The 17,754-nt window shown below is 48.3% G+C and carries 13 protein-coding genes and 1 pseudogene; 9 read left to right on the top strand and 5 right to left on the bottom strand.

Annotated elements, in window-relative coordinates:
- Window positions 1–165: 165 nt before the first annotated feature.
- From ffh to mnmE, 6 genes are all read left to right on the top strand, one after another.
- Window positions 166–1,614: a signal recognition particle protein gene (gene ffh / locus H6G45_RS10640; protein ID WP_190598419.1), complete on the top strand. Its 1,449-nt coding sequence runs from the start codon at window positions 166–168 to the stop codon at window positions 1,612–1,614.
- Between the two features lie 483 nt (window positions 1,615–2,097).
- Entirely contained in the window at window positions 2,098–3,207 is a 1,110-nt protein-coding gene (locus H6G45_RS10635) for a fatty acid desaturase (RefSeq protein ID WP_190598418.1), read from the top strand.
- A 34-nt stretch (window positions 3,208–3,241) separates the two neighbouring features.
- Entirely contained in the window at window positions 3,242–4,528 is a 1,287-nt protein-coding gene (locus H6G45_RS10630) for a folylpolyglutamate synthase/dihydrofolate synthase family protein (protein ID WP_190598417.1), read from the top strand.
- A gap of 582 nt (window positions 4,529–5,110) precedes the next feature.
- On the top strand, window positions 5,111–5,548 hold the full coding sequence (locus tag H6G45_RS10625) for a hypothetical protein (RefSeq protein ID WP_190598416.1): 438 nt from the start codon (window positions 5,111–5,113) through the stop codon (window positions 5,546–5,548).
- Window positions 5,549–5,952: 404 nt separating this feature from the next.
- Complete coding sequence (locus H6G45_RS10620) at window positions 5,953–8,670, top strand: cation-transporting P-type ATPase (RefSeq protein ID WP_190598415.1); 2,718 nt, start codon at window positions 5,953–5,955, stop codon at window positions 8,668–8,670.
- Between the two features lie 83 nt (window positions 8,671–8,753).
- Complete coding sequence (mnmE, locus tag H6G45_RS10615) at window positions 8,754–10,124, top strand: tRNA uridine-5-carboxymethylaminomethyl(34) synthesis GTPase MnmE (protein WP_190598414.1); 1,371 nt, start codon at window positions 8,754–8,756, stop codon at window positions 10,122–10,124.
- Window positions 10,125–10,167: 43 nt separating this feature from the next.
- Here mnmE and H6G45_RS19975 read toward each other — a convergent pair.
- Window positions 10,168–10,438: pseudogene (locus H6G45_RS19975) on the bottom strand (flagellar assembly protein H); the annotation flags it as partial.
- A gap of 12 nt (window positions 10,439–10,450) precedes the next feature.
- A complete protein-coding gene (locus H6G45_RS19850) occupies window positions 10,451–10,579 on the bottom strand; it encodes a hypothetical protein (RefSeq protein ID WP_277922717.1) in 129 nt (42 codons plus the stop codon).
- Here H6G45_RS19850 and H6G45_RS10610 point away from each other — a divergent pair.
- The gene (locus H6G45_RS10610; RefSeq protein WP_190598413.1) at window positions 10,571–11,995 is read left to right on the top strand and encodes a radical SAM protein; all 1,425 of its coding nucleotides are present in this window, start codon (window positions 10,571–10,573) and stop codon (window positions 11,993–11,995) included. The genes H6G45_RS19850 and H6G45_RS10610 overlap by 9 nt on opposite strands.
- Before the next feature lie 182 nt (window positions 11,996–12,177).
- Entirely contained in the window at window positions 12,178–12,633 is a 456-nt protein-coding gene (locus H6G45_RS10605; RefSeq protein WP_347338262.1) for a GFA family protein, read from the top strand.
- An 88-nt stretch (window positions 12,634–12,721) separates the two neighbouring features.
- Here H6G45_RS10605 and H6G45_RS10600 read toward each other — a convergent pair whose 3' ends face one another.
- A complete protein-coding gene (locus H6G45_RS10600) occupies window positions 12,722–13,033 on the bottom strand; it encodes a hypothetical protein (protein WP_190598412.1) in 312 nt (103 codons plus the stop codon).
- Window positions 13,034–13,258: 225 nt separating this feature from the next.
- Here H6G45_RS10600 and H6G45_RS10595 point away from each other — a divergent pair, with 225 nt between their 5' ends.
- On the top strand, window positions 13,259–14,458 hold the full coding sequence (locus tag H6G45_RS10595) for a glutathione S-transferase family protein (protein WP_190598411.1): 1,200 nt from the start codon (window positions 13,259–13,261) through the stop codon (window positions 14,456–14,458).
- On the opposite strand, the gene H6G45_RS10590 is transcribed toward H6G45_RS10595, so the two are convergent.
- Window positions 14,434–15,060: a DUF4129 domain-containing protein gene (locus H6G45_RS10590; protein ID WP_190598410.1), complete on the bottom strand. Its 627-nt coding sequence runs from the start codon at window positions 15,058–15,060 to the stop codon at window positions 14,434–14,436. The two genes, H6G45_RS10595 and H6G45_RS10590, sit on opposite strands and share 25 nt — an antisense overlap.
- A 30-nt stretch (window positions 15,061–15,090) precedes the next feature.
- Window positions 15,091–17,712, bottom strand: a complete 2,622-nt coding sequence (gene cphA / locus H6G45_RS10585) for a cyanophycin synthetase (RefSeq protein ID WP_190598409.1) — start codon at window positions 17,710–17,712, stop codon at window positions 15,091–15,093.
- Window positions 17,713–17,754: the final 42 nt, after the last annotated feature.

The following is a 17,754-nucleotide window of genomic DNA, read 5'->3' as shown; positions in this document are numbered from 1 at the left end:
GTGAGTACCTAAACAAAATTACACGGCGATCGCCATTGGGGAGGGGATGTCGGAATCTACTTATAGCTAGGGATAGGGCCCATCAAATTTTCTGTCCAGGGCAACCCTTTGCTACAGTTGAATTGGTTACAAATCGTAAAAGTTCCGTCCCGCCGTTAAAAGTCTATGTTTGATGCCTTAGCCGATCGCCTTGAAGATGCCTGGAAAAAACTCCGGGGCCAGGACAAAATTAGTGAGAGCAACATTAAAGAGGCGCTCCAGGAAGTCAGAAGGGCCCTGTTAGCGGCAGATGTCAATCTCCAGGTGGTCAAGGGCTTCATCAAAGACGTGGAGCAGAAGGCCCTTGGGGCGGACGTAATCACCGGCGTTAACCCAGGGCAACAGTTTATCAAAATCGTTTACGACGAATTGGTCAACCTGATGGGGGAAAGCAACGTGCCCCTCGCCCAGGCCGATCAAGCTCCCACCGTCATCCTCATGGCTGGATTGCAGGGGACCGGGAAAACCACCGCCACAGCGAAATTAGCCCTCTATCTCCGCAAAGAAAACCGCAGTGCCCTGATGGTGGCTACGGACGTTTATCGTCCCGCCGCCATTGACCAGCTCAAAACCCTGGGGCAACAAATTGATGTGCCCGTATTTGACCTTGGTAGTGATGCAAACCCGGTGGAAATTGCTCGCCAAGGGGTGGAAAAAGCGAAGGAACTGGGGGTAGATACGGTTCTGATCGATACCGCCGGTCGTTTGCAGATCGATCCCCAGATGATGGCGGAGTTGGCCGAAATTAAAAAAGTCGTTGACCCCGACGATACCCTGCTGGTGGTGGATGCCATGACCGGGCAGGAAGCGGCCAACCTAACCCACACTTTCCACGAACAAATTGGCATTACGGGTGCAATTCTCACCAAACTAGATGGGGATACCAGGGGCGGTGCGGCCCTATCTGTGCGGCAAATCTCCGGCCAGCCGATCAAGTTTGTCGGGGTGGGGGAAAAGGTGGAAGCTCTGCAACCCTTCTATCCCGATCGCCTAGCCAGCCGTATTTTGAACATGGGGGATGTGCTCACCCTGGTGGAAAAGGCCCAAGAGGCGATCGATGTGGGAGACGTGGAAAAACTCCAGAACAAGATTCTGGAAGCCACCTTCGACTTCGACGATTTTCTCAAGCAAATGCGCTTCATGAAAAATATGGGCTCCCTCGGGGGCTTGCTGAAAATGATTCCTGGTATGAACAAACTCAGCAGTGGCGACATTGAAAAAGGCGAAAAAGAACTCAAGCGCACTGAAGCAATGATTAGTTCCATGACCACGGAAGAAAGGAAAAACCCCGATCTACTGGCCAAATCCCCCGGTCGCCGTCGTCGCATTGCCCAGGGATCGGGCCATAGTGAAACCGACGTGTCTAAATTAATCACTAATTTCACCAAAATGCGGACCATGATGCAACAAATGGGCATGGGGGGAATGCCTGGAGGGATGCCAGAAATGGGGGCAATGCCGGGTATGGGAGGAGGTATGTTTGGCGGCCAGCCGGGCCCTGGTTTCCGGGGCTACAAGGGCAAAGGTGGCAAAGTCAAAAAGAAAAAGAAGAAAAAAGGCTTCGGACAGCTTTAGGGGTTTGGGGGCCTGGATTTATTTGTTTTTTGAATCGATCTGCTATCACTCTAACAATGTGGTAAGAGCCACCAAAAAATCGGAGAGCCGGGATACATTCTCGAACCTAATTTAGGTTTTCCTTGGATCAAGATTAGGATGAAAAATCTGTTGCCAAAATTTTAGTTTTTTCCTTGAATCAACTTACTCAACTTATTTAAAGATCGGGCAATACTGGGAGAATTAAATCTAGTCCTCTCTAAAATTTGCTGGGTCAAAGGATCTGTAAAACTTGCTCCAAACCAATGACTGGAAATGGGTAACACAGCATCCAGTTACAGTCAATTTATTCCAAAAGAATTATTCTGGGTTCCCCTAGCTCCATACATTGAAGAAGTATATTAAGGCTCCCCCAATATCTGTGCCTAGCTCAGGATTTTCCCAAAACAAGTAAAATCATTTACACTGAAATTGTTTTATTTAATTTTTTAGGGATTATTCCTGGTGCTCATTGCTCAATCTGAATACGTTAAAAAACTCCGTCCCCTCTTGCCACCGGAAGCCTTCCAAGCTGATCCCCATAAATTAATTGTTTTAGGGTTAAATTTGGGTATTTATGTTGCCGGATTAACCATCGCTCGTAATCTCAATCATTGGCCTCCACAGTGGCTTTGGCTATTTTTGCCCATGGCGGTCTTGATGGGGAATAGCGTCACTGTGTTTTTATTTGGGAGCCACGACCTAATGCACGGTAGTGTGCTGAAAAAACGTTCCAAAATTTCCTATCTCATCAGTTTTTTAGGTCTTTCTCTTTGGTGGATGCCTCCGACTCAATGGCGATCGCTCCATAATCAAGTCCACCATAACAATACGAATAGTGTGCGAGATCCGGATCGAAATTATCTACACGAACAACCCAAAACCTGGGGGAAATGGATCCATCATTTATTTGCGCCTTCAGGAGAAGTTAATCCTCTGTGGCTAATTTTTGGCATGGGTACAGCCTGGGGAGTGCATAATTTTCGCAACCTGATTTCCGTACTTTTCTTCACTGGGGGAAGCGCTGACTTTGTTCCCGCTGCTTTTACTGTTAAACCACAGGAGCGTCAGAAAATTTTGTTGGAATTGGTCGCTATCGTAGCGGTGCATTTAAGCATTTTATTTTACTTACAATTTCAGTTGATTCCAGTTATTTTAGGCTACTTTTTGCCAATTTTTCTCGGACATGCCATGGGAATGTTTTATATTTATACTAACCATTTGGCCTGCCCAATGACGGACGTTAATGATCCACTAGTTAATAGTGTTTCTTTGCGGATGCCCAAGCTACTTGATTGCTTGCATTTTAATTTTTCTTACCATACAGAGCACCATTTATTTCCCGACGTAAATTCGGATTATTATCCTTTGGTGCAGGATTTATTACAAGCCCACTACCCTCGCCAAATGAATTTATTAACAGCAAAGCAAGCCTGGCAAATGTTGCTGGAAACGCCCCGTCATTACCAAGGAGAAACAACGCTGGTGGGCTACGACGGCACTGGGGCGATCGCCTGTCCGTTGCCGAAAAATACCCCCGATTTAACTGAGGCCAAGGTAACTACATTGGTTTAGGTGCATTAGTCAAATTTCCCGAACAGTAATTGCCATGGACATCAACACCCTACTGGAACCATATAAAACCGCCGGCGTTAATCTGGGGCTGGAACGCATCCATGGCCTGCTGGCCAAGTTGGGTAATCCCCAAGCCAAAGTGCCCTATATCCATGTGGGGGGTACCAATGGCAAGGGATCGGTGTGTGCCTACCTGTCCAGCGTATTGACGGAAGCTGGTTATAAGGTAGGGCGGTACACTTCTCCCCATTTGATTGATTGGCGGGAACGGGTTTGGCTGGATAACCATTTCATCGATAACCGTGACCTAATGGCGGTGTTGCAACAGGTAAAGGCGATCGCCAAAGCGGATAGTGCTGACCGCCCCACTTTGTTTGAGGTGTTTACAGCGGCGGTGTGGCTTTATTTTGCCCAGGCAGAAGTGGACATTGCGGTGATGGAAGTGGGTTTGGGGGGAAGGTTAGATGCCACCAACGTCCCAGAACCTTGTTTGCTCAGCATTATCACTTCCCTCAGTCGGGAACATTGGCAGGTGTTGGGGCCCACCGTAGTGCATATTGCACGGGAAAAAGCAGGCATTCTCAAAGCAGCAAGGCCGGTGTTTTTAGGGCAAATTCCCGCAGAGGCACAGCCAGTTTTTCGGGAACGCATTGCCGAATTACATTGCCCCGATCATTGGATTGACCCCGCCATGGCCAGCGGGAAAAATGGTCAGCCCTGGGCTAATTGGCAAGGTTTTGAGTATCCCCTCGCCCTATTGGGAGATTTCCAACTACAAAATTCGGCCCTGGCGATCGCCGCTTTACAGGAATTACAGCAACAGGGTTGGGACAAATTAACCCCGGAGATTATCCAACGGGGCATGGCCAAAGCTACCTGGCCTGGTCGATTGCAATGGGTGGATTACAACGGGCAAAAAATCCTTTTAGATGGAGCCCATAATCCAGCAGCGGCGCAGGCTCTGGCAAATTACACCCACCACTTAGTTGATCATTCAGACCACTATTTACCGACTATCACCTGGGTAATGGGCATGCTCAGCACCAAAGAACATGACCAAATTTTCCGCCATCTGCTCCGTCCCGGCGATCGCCTCTTGTTAGTGCCGGTGCCCGACCATGACAGTGGGGATTTGCCAGGGTTGGAACGGTTAGCATGGCAGACTATGCCGGAATTAAGCGAGGTTAAAGTGTTTGATGATTGTTTTACAGCCCTGGAAAATTTAGAAAAAACGGAAGAACATTCTAAAAAATTGACTGTTCTCTGCGGCTCCCTTTATTTAGTAGGCTATTTCTTAAAAAAATTGCAATCTTCTCAGTAATTATCAAAAAAATGGGTTTTAAACCCCGTCCTTTAGGACGGCTTTGTGTTAGGCTGTATGTGCCCATGCACCTGAGTGTGCCACGAGAGGCAAGGTTGGTGGTTCCCGCCGTCTAGAATGCACGACCAAAAGGAAATACCTGGGCACAGGGGCGTCATAGTCTAGGAATGGGAAAACTACACTAAATATTTGTTCGGTCTGCGGTGGGGCACATCGTGGACGTTAAAACAGATGCCTGTGGAGGGGAATCTGGACGGGGCTTGTGAACAGAGACGTTTTCAAGCTAGACAAAACCGATGAAGCAGGAATCCTCTGACTTTAGTCAGAGGAGGATGTCAATTCTAGCAATTCTGCTTGGACTTAATTTTGATTGCTATGATTGCTATGATCGGATTCTTCCTCCTAGTTTACCTACCATAGCTATTCCACCAAACCGTCTAGCTCGCTAGCACCAGGGACAACACAGAAGAACTGATTTTACCCAAGCTTTCATTAATTTGTAGGATAAATAAATTGATTAAGCTACTTATTTATTTTGTTATTCTTCCCATCATTATTTTCCTCCTGGGCAATCAACCCACCATGGCAGCGTCAAATTCTATCTCCCAGGAGCAGAACCCTGCGATTTTAGTTTGTTTTTCGGGGGGGCAAGAGATTTTTCGTAAAAATGTGGTGGATGGACCCTTTGCTGATGAGTATAAATTCGCCCATGAAATCAAAGTTGCCGATAGCGAAGGAGAACACTGGGTTAATTTTGGTGGAGGCATGTGTCTGATTGATCAAGGGGAAGCTTTCAACAGAAGACAGCTAGAATTAACAGATAACTTAAGTTGTTATTCAGGGGTGAAAAAAGTAGTCACTTTTGATGTTTATGGAGAAGAAACAACCATTGATGAATATGTTGAAGGCAGAACATTTCTGGCCAAAGCCAGTGGCAGTGGACTTGCTTCCGAGTCAATTCATAGATATTTACTGTTTGGTAGTGGAACCTGCATTGGAGAAGAGGTAGGGGAAGATTGATAAAAGTTTTAATTAAATAAATTTCTCAAGCAAGATACAGAAAATGATTCAAGAGATGCGTCTAGTCCATTTTTTATGGCGGTGGTGTGAGCTTGACATTTTTTTATTTTGAAAAAACGCTCTAGTTGCGGTGCTAGACAAGTAAAAAGTCGTCAATTTTTTCTTTTGAGGTTAGTTGAGAACCCTTGATTTTTGCGGAGAGATTATATTGACAAATAACTATGGCGAACCTTAAATTTGTCGGCATTGATTTGGAGGCGATCGCCTGCTGTTAGTGACGGTGCCCACACTATGACAGTGTTTTCAGGTCATCTCTACCTAGTGGGGGATTTTCCGTAGAGTAATTTTGGTTCTTTTCGGTTCAGTTGATACCATAGGGGCGTTTCACTCTACCGCCAATGAGTATGGATTTCCCCACTCTAAGTTCTTACCTGCATCACCATCGACCAGAGGAAGATATTCTGGCAGAACTGCAGACGGATCAAGGTTTAGGACTAACAGCGGAGGCCGTGGCCCAGCGTTACGAACAATATGGCCGCAACGAACTGAAATTTAAACCGGGTAAACCGGCTTGGTTACGTTTTCTGCTGCAATTTCACCAACCTCTGCTCTACATTCTGCTCATTGCCGGTACAGTTAAAGCTTTTCTCGGTTCCTGGACTAATGCTTGGGTTATCTGGGGAGTCACCTTAGTCAACGCCATCATTGGTTACATCCAAGAAGCTAAAGCAGAGGGAGCGATCGCCTCTTTGGCCAAGGCCGTGACCACGGAAGCCACCGTGTTGAGGGAAGGACAAACCCTCCGTATTCCCTCCCAGGAATTAGTCATTGGTGACATTGTTTCCCTGGCTTCAGGGGATAAGGTGCCAGCGGATCTGAGATTGTTAAAAGTGCGGAATCTTCAAGTGGATGAATCGGCTCTGACCGGGGAAGCGGTGCCCGTGGAAAAAGCTGTGCAAGTGTTACCGGAGGAAACGCCCCTCGCCGAAAGATTAAATATGGCCTATGCAGGCAGTTTCGTCACCTTTGGCCAAGGCACCGGGGTGGTGGTGGCCACAGCTAATGCCACGGAAATGGGACAAATTTCCCAGTCCATGGAAAAGCAGGTCAGCCTCATGACCCCTTTGACCCGTAAGTTTGCCAAATTTAGTCACACATTGCTCTATGTCATTGTCACTTTGGCGGCGTTTACCTTTGTGGTGGGTTGGGGGCGGGGAGGCACTCCCCTCGACATGTTTGAAGCGGCAGTGGCTTTGGCCGTCAGTGCCATTCCCGAAGGTCTGCCCGCTGTGGTTACCGTTACCCTGGCGATCGGGGTTAATCGCATGGCCAAGCGCAATGCCATTATCCGTAAACTTCCCGCTGTGGAGGCCTTGGGCAGTGCCACTGTAGTATGCTCCGACAAAACCGGTACCCTGACGGAAAATCAAATGACGGTGCAGGCCGTGTATGCAGGGAGAAAACACTACGAAGTCAGCGGCGGTGGTTACAGTCCCAAGGGGGAATTTTGGCAGGTAATGGGAGGGGAAGTGGACAATGTTTTGTTGGATGGTTTACCCCCAGTGCTGGAAGAATGTTTGCTCAGCGGTATTCTTTGTAACGATTCCCAACTGGAACATCGAGGGGAAGATTGGGTGGTGGTGGGGGATCCCACGGAGGGAGCATTGTTAGCTTCGGCGGCCAAGGCTGGATTTAGTCAAGCTGGTTTAGCCAGTCAAAAACCTCGTTTAGATTCCATTCCCTTTGAATCGGATTATCAATATATGGCTACGCTCCATGATGGAGAAGGGCGGACAATTTACGTTAAAGGTTCGGTGGAATCCCTGCTACAAAGATGTAATTCCCTGCTGTTGGATGATGGGCAAACGGTGCCGGTTAATCTGTCGGAAGTGGAAAAGAATGTTGAAGATATGGCTAAACAAGGCCTGCGGGTGTTGGCCTTCGCTAAAAAAACGGTGGAGCCCCATCACCACGCCATTGACCACGGGGATATTGAAACAGGGCTAATCTTTTTAGGTTTACAGGGCATGATCGACCCACCGCGACCGGAGGCCATTGCCGCAGTCCATGCCTGTCACAGTGCTGGCATCGAAGTGAAAATGATCACTGGTGATCATATTAGTACTGCCCAGGCGATCGCCAAACGGATGGGCATTGCCTCTGAAGAGGATGGGCTTGCTTTTGAAGGACGACAGTTGACAACCATGGGTCCAGCGGAATTGGCCCAGGCGGCCACAGAAAGTTGTGTATTTGCTAGGGTAGCCCCGGCTCAGAAATTGCAACTGGTGGAAGCTTTACAGGAAAAAGGTCACATTGTCGCGATGACGGGGGATGGGGTGAACGATGCGCCGGCTTTAAAGCGGGCTGACATTGGCATTGCCATGGGTAAAGGGGGAACGGAAGTGGCTCGGGAGTCCTCCGATATGTTGCTCACCGATGATAATTTTGCCTCCATTGAAGCGGCGGTGGAAGAAGGACGCACTGTTTACCAAAATCTCCGCAAGGCGATCGCCTTTTTATTACCGGTCAACGGCGGGGAGTCCATGACCATTTTGATCAGCGTGTTGCTGGCTCGGGCGTTACCCATTCTTTCCCTACAGGTGCTGTGGTTAAACATGATCAACTCCATCACCATGACGGTGCCCCTAGCCTTTGAGGCCAAGTCACCGGGCATTATGCAAAAGCCCCCCCGCAACCCCAATGAACCCCTCATTACCAGGAAGTTACTGCACCGTATTTTATTGGTGTCCCTGTTTAACTGGATTCTTATTTTTGGCATGTTTGAATGGATCAAGCGCACCACTGGCGACGTCGATTTGGCCAGGACCATGGCCATCCAAGCCCTTGTGGCCGCTAGGGTAATTTACCTGCTCAGCATTAGCCAATTAGGTCGTAGTTTTCTCGGCTATGTGATGGGTAAGCGTCAAACCATTACCAAAGCCCCCATACTGTTAGTGGGCATTGCGGTGGCGATCGCCCTGCAAATAGGTTTCAGTCAACTGCCGTTTATGAATGTATTGTTCAAAACTGCTCCCATGGACTGGCAACAATGGGCAATCTGTTTACTGCCGATGATTCCCATGGTGCCCGTTGCGATCTTGGCCAATCGTCTTGATCCTTAATCGCTGGTTTAGCCGGCCCCAGGGGTGACAGAAACCTTAAAATTCACCTAAATAACTTCTCAAATCCCCTTTCATCCCACCCAATGCACCTAGAAGATACTATTGCGGCGATCGCCACCGCCATTGTGCCCCAACAGGGCAGTATCGGTGTGGTGCGACTGTCGGGACCACAATCCCTCACCATTGCCAAAACCCTTTTTGAAGCACCGGGGAGCCAAACCTGGGAAAGTCATCGTATTTTGTACGGCCATGTGCGTCATCCCGATACCCAAGTGGCGATCGATGAAGCATTGCTCTTATTGATGCTAGCGCCCCGTTCTTACACCAAAGAAGATGTGGTGGAATTCCAGTGCCACGGGGGAATCATGCCAGTGCAACAGGTTTTACAATTGTGTTTGCAACAGGGGGCCAGGCTGGCCCACCCGGGGGAATTTAGCCTGCGGGCCTTTCTCAATGGCCGGCTGGATTTAACCCAAGCAGAAAGTATCAGTGAACTGGTGGGAGCCCAATCTCCCCAGGCCGCGGCGATCGCCTTAGCGGGTTTACAGGGTAAATTGGCCCAACCGATTCGGGATCTACGGAACACTTGCCTAGATATTTTGGCAGAAGTGGAAGCCCGCATTGATTTTGAAGACGACTTACCCCCCCTGGATGAAAATTTAATTCGTCAACAATTAGAAGACTTATATTGCCAGCTAGAAAGGATTTTAGACACCGCCCAGCGAGGGGAACTGCTCCGCACCGGCTTAAAAGTGGCCATCGTGGGGCAACCCAATGTGGGGAAATCCAGCTTACTCAATGCTTGGAGCCGCACAGACCGGGCGATCGTCACTGATCTACCAGGCACCACCAGGGACGTGGTGGAATCCCAACTCGTAGTGGAAGGCATTCCCATCCAGGTATTAGACACTGCAGGTATTCGGGAAACGGCGGACCAAGTGGAGCAGATGGGAGTAGAGCGCTCCCGCAAAGCGGCCCAACAGGCGGATTTAGTTTTATTGACGGTGGATGCTCATCAGGGTTGGACCGAGGCAGACCAGTTGATTTACGACCAAGTCAAAGACCGCCCTTTAATTTTGGTAATTAACAAAATTGATTTAGCCCGGGCCGATTTAGTCAACTATCCACCAGGAATTACTAACATAGTTCTAACCGCCGCCGCCGTTAATTTAGGTATCGACGCTCTAGAAACCGCCATTGTTGAGCAAGTTAATCAAAATAGCTTATCACCCCAAAATTTAGATTTTGCCATCAACCAAAGACAAGCGGCTGTTTTAACGGAAGCTCAACTAGCTCTTAAGCAATTACAACAAACCCTAACGGAGCAGTTACCCCTAGACTTTTGGACCATTGACCTGCGTTTGGCCATCAATGCCCTTGGACGAGTGACAGGGGAAACGGTAACGGAGTCAGTGTTAGACCGTATTTTCAGCCGTTTCTGCATTGGCAAGTAATGGATATAGCAAGCTGTCTGCCAACGGATGGTTACTCGAATCCTTAATTGTTTTGATTGGCCACAAACTGATTAACCAATTCCACATCAACATCTAATTCTTTGACATTTTTTGACAATCTCGGCGATCGCCAGACCTGATTTTTTTGGTATGGGTATAGTTTCCAGTTTTTCTTCAAAACGATCCTCTAGCTCGTCCTCCATTTTTTCCTTAGCTAAACCTCTCTGTTCCCCCTCTTGTAAAATTTCTTGATAGGCAGCGAATTACTTCATAATTCCACTTCTTGAAATTGTCTTGATAAGCTCAGGGGAGATTGGTAAACATACTCAAATTTTACCGGCGATCGCCAGTTGGGCAAAAAACAAACCGATTAATGTGAGAATAACTGGCTTCATATTGTGGTCACTGAACAGGGGTAGGCTGCAAACCTTGAAATACCATCTACCATGGAGCACAAGCCAAAGGAGTTTGGGAAACGAGCCATGAAAATCGACATCATCATTGTCTACATTCAGCGATACCGCAAGGGACATGAGGTTCATTTTGTCCCACCGCTGACTGGTATTCACCTGGCTGCGCTGACCCCAGCAAAACATACTGTTCGAGTCATTCACCAGCAGGTTGAGACCGTAAACCTAGATAGCGAAGCGGACGTGATCGTTCTCTCCTTCTTCAGTGGCTTTGCACCGGAAGCATATCGTTTGGCAGGGGAGTATCGAAAACGGGGCAAGATAACAATCGCAGGCGGTCCTCATGTCACCTTTGCGCCAGAGGAAGCTCTAGGATTTGTGGATAGTATTGTCATTGGTGAAGGAGAGTCCGTCTGGGAGCAGATTTTCCAAGATATCGAGCAAAATAGGCTTCAGCAAAGGTATGTTGGCGAAGCTATTCCTCTCACCCATGTCCCCACTCCTCGGTATGATCTCTTACCTCCGCAATACTTCATTCGACGGGTCGTCCAAGCCACTAGAGGATGTCCATTTACCTGTTCATTCTGCACTGTACCCGTTCTCAATCCCGGTTTCCGTACTCGCCCTGTCGAGGCAGTGCTAAACGACGTCCGATACAACAAATTCAAATGGTGGTGGCAACGAAAGACCGTCTGGTTCTGGGATGATAATTTGACAGCAAACAGACCTTATATCAAGGAACTTCTGCGCCAGATGATCCCTCTGCGAAAGTGGTGGTTGACCCAAGCGAGTATGGACATCACTAAGGATGACGAGCTGTTAGATTTGATGCGCGACTCTGGTTGCATCGGAATTTTTTTCGGCATTGAATCATTCGGCCAGGAATCTTTGGAAGATGCAGGAAAACGCCAAAACAAAGTCGCAGAGTATCAAAGCAAAATTAAAAAATTGCACGACCGCGGGATTGGTGTAATGGCTGGTTTTATTTCCGGTTTGGATGGAGATACCCCAGAGAGCATCCGAGACATGGCTAACCAATTGGAGGAAATTGGTGTAGATGTGCCATTTTTGAGCATTCTTACTCCCTTCAAAGGCACACGTTCATATTCAAAGATGATGGATGCGGATCGGTTGCGTTCTGATTTAGGGTGGGAGTTTTACAATGGCTATAATGTGACATTCATGCCCAGTAAAATGACTCCTGCAGAGCTTTTAAAGGCGCACCGTGATTTGTGGAGATCGGCCTTTAGCCTGCCAGCAATTTTTCGTCGAATTAGTAGATCTTTTTTTACTTTGCGCGGGGGGGCAATGATGATGTGTGGCATCATGAATTTGTTTTACGGACTGAAAGCTCTCACAAATAATGAACCGATTAGTTTTGAGGGAACGGATAAATATAAATCGATTCGCGAAACCACGGATTTGATTCCGCACAGTCCCCAAAAGGTTGAGTCAATGTAGTTGAAGAAGCTAAATAGCGGAAATTTGCCGATATATCCTCGTTTTGTTTGTCTGGATGTTTGTTGAAAAATAAGCGATGGATTTAATGGCGATCGCCAAAAGATGCATCAAGCTATATTCCTATTTTGCTGATTGAGATAATTGCGATAAATTATCCATAGAAGACTTGGAGATCAATTGCTGTGAACTATGTACCTCACAAGACTAAAGGAAGTTGCCGTTGCGGCAAGATTCAATTTGAGGTGTCTTCAAAACCATTGATTACTATGGCTTGTCATTGTACAGGGTGTCAGAAAATGACATCAAGCGCATTTAGTCTGAGTTCACTGTTTCCCAGTTCTGCATTTTTTATCACATTAGGTTCACCTGCTATCGGTGGTTTACATGGGGGTACACGTCACTATTTCTGTGGCCATTGTATGAGCTGGCTATTTACACGCCCTGAAGGGATAGATGATTTTGTCAACGTACGCTCCACTATGTTAGAAGACACTCAAAACTATAGGCCATTCATTGAGTGCTACACAGACGAAAAGCTAGCTTGGGCTACCACTGGTGCAAAGTACAGTTTTAACAAATTTCCTGCACAGGAGGATTATCCAGCGCTGATTCAAGCATTTGCGGATAATGAGGAATAAATACAGCATTTGATGGATTTAATTGTATTGGTCTGGAGCTTTTTTGACTGAAAATTCTGATTTGGTAATGATTGCTATTCTGCGTTAATCATTCCTCTAAACAGTTAACTGCTTTGAATTGGAGTGGTTCCGCTGGGCCAACCCAGCCCGGGGGGTTATTAGAAGGTTTTCTTTCAAACCTGATCTGGCAATCTTGACCATAGTTAATGGTCTGATTTGTTAAATCTATGGATTTCAACGTTGCTGCCACGTCGGGATTTTCTTTAACGTAATTGACCATTACCTCCAGATCCTTGATGTTTTGGTACTGGGGAGGCAAAGCGGCAATGCCAGGAGCGCGCTCGGCGATCGCCATTGAAAAAAAAGAAAAAGTGATCAGTGCGGGAATAATTTGCTTCATATTATGGCGGCTGATGGTTCCGCTTCACCTTACATCAAAACCTGTCAGCCTCAAAAATGATACAATTCTACGAAGGACGCAGTTTCATCGCTTGAATGATACTAATGGTTAGAATTAAAGATATAGATGCTGCCCTAAAATTTCCCCAATCATTCTAGTTGAATTAATAGATATTTCTCCCGATTTTATTATCTTATTTAACTACTATTAAACCGATAAAATTTTATGGTTACTCCCCTTTCCTGGCCGGCTCTAGCGGAATTATCTAACTACCAAGTGGATACAGTTAATGGTGCCACCACTGCCCAGGCAACCTTAAGATTGTTTGGACAACCGGAGGAGGCAGTGCGAGTCACCCTCTATCGGGATAATCATGCCTGGTGTCCCTATTGTCAAAAAGTTTGGTTATGGTTAGAAGAAAAGCAAATTCCCTACCAAATTAAAAAAGTGACCATGTTTTGCTACGGAGAAAAGGAAGCTTGGTATAAAAAATTGGTGCCATCGGGAATGTTACCGGCTTTGGAGTTAGATGGCAGATTCTACACCGAAAGCGACGATATTTTAATGGCTTTGGAAAATGCTTTTGGGCCATTGCTTTGGGGCATGGAAGATCCATTGGTTTTACCCCTGAGAAAACTGGAAAGACTATTGTTTCGAGCTTGGTGTAATTGGCTCTGTTACCCAGCCATGTTTCCCGGTGCCGATCAACGGAATCAACAACAGTTTCAACAGGTAGTTGATCAAGTGGAAAAAGCCTTAGAAAAATTGCCTGGTCCCTATTTTTTGCCGGAATTTAGCACTGCTGACATCGTTTTTATTCCCTATGTGGAGCGCATGAATGCCAGCCTGTTTTATTACAAAGGTTATTCTCTGCGGGAAAATAATCCCCGGCTCAACGACTGGTTTGGGGCATTGGAAACTAGGGATACCTACCGGGGCACCCAGAGTGATTTCCACACCCATGCCCACGATTTGCCTCCCCAAATGGGTGGTTGTTACTCCAACGGCAGCGCCCAGGCCCAGCAGAACCAAGCGCGGGTAGACCATGGCCCTTGGTTTGGTTTACCCGATGCCACCTACCCGGAACCGGAAAACGTTAAGCAAGAGGCGATCGCCAGGGTGGTGAAACACCACCGCAATATTATTGAAATCAATGGCCATGACCGGGGGGAGAGTTTTGAGCAAGCTCTACGCTGTGCGTTAACCCTACTGGCGACGGGGGAACAATGTACACCACCCCAGGGTACCGACCAAGCTTTGCGTTATCTGCGGGATCGTATTAATGTGCCCCGGGATATGTCCATTTATGCGGCTAAACATCTCCGCCAAGCGTTGGAAACCACCGCCAGTTTAGTGGGAGATCAGGAAGGAGAACCAATTCCAGTGCGTCACCGCCGGGATCAGGACCCAGCCAATTTTCGCTGATCCGTTGTTGCCCTAGGGCTATGTTCCAATTGGGCGATCGCCCCTTGGCAATCTTCAAATAACTCCAGGGAAGCCTGTTGCTGGCCAAAACAGAGTTCCTGATGGATAGTGAAAAGGGTATTGTAGGCGCTGGCCTGGGGAAATTGCGCCGTTAGCCGTTGATATTCCCGGTCAGTTCTCCCTGGTGCTGGCTCTAAACCCCTTTTCTCCTGCAATATTTGCAACATGGCCAAATACAAATAACGGCAAGCTTGGTAATAATCTCCCTGGCGGGCAGCCTGGTGGGCCGTTCTCATCCAATAGCTAGCTCCGGGGGGAGGAGTTGCAAAATTAGGGCGCAAATCCACTGCGGTTAAATTATGCCAATACCTCTGCCAAGTGCGGCGGTTCAACCAAATGAAGGCGATCGCCACTGCAATAATTAACCAGAGTAAGCTGTGGAAAATTAATTCTTCCCACCGTTCCCAATGGGGAATATCTAACCCCGGTATGGGAGGCACCCCCTGCCAGAGGCGATCAGTCTGCCAGGCCACCCATTCCCGCCCATTCTGCGTTAACTGTTGCAATTCCCAGGCAAGGTTGCTTTTTTGATAGGTGGCCATGGCATTGGTGAGAAAAAAGAGACAGAGCCTTTAGCCGATGGGATTGCGGTCTTTGATCATGTCGATGGCCTTGGTGACACTTTCGGGGAACATCACCACCAAGCCATCGGTTTCAACGTTGTCTAGAGCCTGGTTGAGGGCGGTGGTTTCATTCAAAATTAACTCATAGTCGGCACCAGGATTTTCTTGCAAAATGCCCTTAATGATTAAATCGGCCGCTTCTCCCTCTGACCGGCCCCGCTTATCGTCATCTTCTTTGACAATGATACGGTCAAATACTTGGGCGGCAATTTGTCCCAACTCAATCAAATCACTATCCCGGCGATCGCCAGGGCCCCCCACCACCCCAAAACGTTGACCCCGCCAGTTTTTGACAAAATCTCCTACGGCCCGATAGCCGGCCGGATTGTGGGCATAGTCCACCAACGCATGGTAACGACCCAGATTAAATAAATTCATCCTGCCGGGGGTCTGTTCCGCCGAGGTGGTGAAGGTGCGTACCCCCTGACGAATTATTTCCACATCTAAGCCATTAACAAAGGCGGCCAGACAGGCGGCCAGGGCATTGGCAATCATAAACGGTGCCATCCCCCCCATGGTCATGGGAATCAATGTGGCCTGCTCCACCCGCAGAGTCCAGGAACCTTCCAAAATGGACAAATAACCAGATTCATAGACTGCCGCAATGCCATTGCGCCGTATGTGGGTTTGGATAATGGGGTTATCGGGATTCATGGAGAAATAGGCCACCTTGGCTTTCACCTTATCCGCCATGGCCGCCACCAAGGGATCGTCGGCATTGAGCACCGCATAACCACTGGGATCAACCACTTCCGCAATGACGGACTTAACTTTGGCCATTTGTTCAATGGTGTCAATATCTCCCAAACCGAGGTGGTCCGCCGCCACGTTGAGCACTACCCCCACGTCACAGGTATCAAAGGCTAGTCCTGCCCGCAAAATTCCGCCCCGGGCCGTTTCCAACACCGCCACTTCCACCGTGGGATCCCGTAAAATTACTCCGGCACTCTGGGGTCCCGTATTGTCCCCTTTTTCCACACAGTATTCGTTGATATAGATGGCATCGGTGCTGGTGTAGCCCACCGTTTTGCCCGTCTGTCGATAAATATGGGCCAAAAGGCGGGTAGTGGTGGTTTTACCGTTGGTGCCCGTCACTGCCAAAATGGGAATGCGGCTAGGGGTACCGGGGGGAAAGAGCATATCCAATACGGGGGCGGCTACGTTACGGGGTAGGCCCTGGCTGGGGGCCACATGCATACGAAAACCCGGGGCAGCGTTCACTTCCACAATTACCCCGTTGGTTTCCCGCAGGGGCTTACTAATATCGGAGGTCACCACGTCGATGCCGGCAATGTCGAGGCCAATCACTTTGGCTACCCGTTCCATTAACCAGATATTTTCCAGGTGAATATCGTCGGTGCGGTCAATGGCAATGCCGCCGGTGCTGAGGTTGGCCGTGGCCCGCAGATAAACCACTTCATCTTTGGGTAAAATGCTGTCCAGGTTATGGCCCTGGCGTTCCATTACATCGATCGCCGTTTTATTAACAACAATTTTGGTGAGAATATTATCGTGCCCATCACCGCGATTGGGGTCTTGGTTGGTTTTATCAATTAACTCGCTAATGGTGGAGTTGCCGTCCCCGGTCACATGGGCCGGAATTCTCTCCGCCACCGCCACCAGTTTGCCATTTACCACCAGCACCCGATGGTCACTGCCTTCGTAATAGCGCTCCACAATAATGGAACGACTCTTCGATTCTTCCACTGCTAAATCATAGGCGGCGATCGCCTCCTGCCAATGGCGCACATTAATGGTGATGCCCCGACCATGGTTACCGTCTAGGGGTTTAATTACTATCGGATAGCCCCCCACATCGTTGATGGCTTCCTCCAAATCATCAAAATATTGGATGGTGGTGCCCCTGGGCACTGGAATGCCCGCATCTTGGAGAATGGTTTTGGTACCTTCCTTATCACAGGCCAGTTCCACCCCCAGAATGCCAGATTGGGAACTAAGGGTCGCCTGAATTCTCTGCTGATGTATGCCATACCCCAACTGCACCATGGCCCTGGCACTGAGGAGCATCCAGGGAATTTTACGGGCATCAGCTTCAGTAACGATGGTTTCGGTGCTGGGGCCCAGGGCAGAGTTAGCCCCCAAATCCCGTAAATCTTCTAAATCCTTCTCCAATTCTGCTTGGGGATAATCCCCCGTATCCACCAAGGCACGACATAAACGCACCGCCGCCCTGCCGGCGTAACGTCCCGCCTGTTCATCCACATATTCATAGACAACGTTATAAATGCCCGGGGTCGAAGTTTCCCTGGTGCGGCCAAATCCCGCTGTCATACCGACCAATTCCTGGAGTTCCAGGGCCACATGCTCAACGATATGACCCATATAGGTTCCTTCCTGCACCCTTTCCAAAAAGCCGCCCCGGTGGCCTGGGGAGCAAAAGTGTTCTATGAGGGAGGGCAACACCCTGATTAACCCTTCATAAAAACCGGGAATACTACTGGAGGGTCGCTCCGCCAAATCCTCCAAATCTAGGCGCATTACAATTAACTTCTTGCGTCGAATGCTCCAATAGTTAGGGCCGCGGAGAGTAAGGGTTTTAAGAATTTTCATGATCTGTGTCAGTCAAGAACCAATGCAAGAAGCACAACACGC

The organism is Synechocystis sp. FACHB-383 (assembly GCF_014698605.1).
GTDB classification, from domain to species: Bacteria; Cyanobacteriota; Cyanobacteriia; order Cyanobacteriales; family Microcystaceae; genus Synechocystis; species Synechocystis salina.
Note: the sequence above shows the minus strand (reverse complement) of the source record. Positions and strands in the feature narration are given on the sequence as shown.

Excerpts from the sequence above, each read along its gene's own strand:
- H6G45_RS10610 (WP_190598413.1), top strand. The coding sequence starts at position 10,571 with ATGGAGCACAAGCCAAAGGAGTTTGGGAAACGAGCCATGAAAATCGAC.
- H6G45_RS10620 (WP_190598415.1), top strand. The coding sequence starts at position 5,953 with ATGGATTTCCCCACTCTAAGTTCTTACCTGCATCACCATCGACCAGAG.
- H6G45_RS10625 (WP_190598416.1), top strand. The coding sequence starts at position 5,111 with ATGGCAGCGTCAAATTCTATCTCCCAGGAGCAGAACCCTGCGATTTTA.
- H6G45_RS10600 (WP_190598412.1), bottom strand. The coding sequence starts at position 13,033 with ATGAAGCAAATTATTCCCGCACTGATCACTTTTTCTTTTTTTTCAATG.
- H6G45_RS10595 (WP_190598411.1), top strand. The coding sequence starts at position 13,259 with ATGGTTACTCCCCTTTCCTGGCCGGCTCTAGCGGAATTATCTAACTAC.
- H6G45_RS10590 (WP_190598410.1), bottom strand. The coding sequence starts at position 15,060 with ATGGCCACCTATCAAAAAAGCAACCTTGCCTGGGAATTGCAACAGTTA.
- cphA (WP_190598409.1), bottom strand. The coding sequence starts at position 17,712 with ATGAAAATTCTTAAAACCCTTACTCTCCGCGGCCCTAACTATTGGAGC.
- ffh (WP_190598419.1), top strand. The coding sequence starts at position 166 with ATGTTTGATGCCTTAGCCGATCGCCTTGAAGATGCCTGGAAAAAACTC.
- mnmE (WP_190598414.1), top strand. The coding sequence starts at position 8,754 with ATGCACCTAGAAGATACTATTGCGGCGATCGCCACCGCCATTGTGCCC.
- H6G45_RS10630 (WP_190598417.1), top strand. The coding sequence starts at position 3,242 with ATGGACATCAACACCCTACTGGAACCATATAAAACCGCCGGCGTTAAT.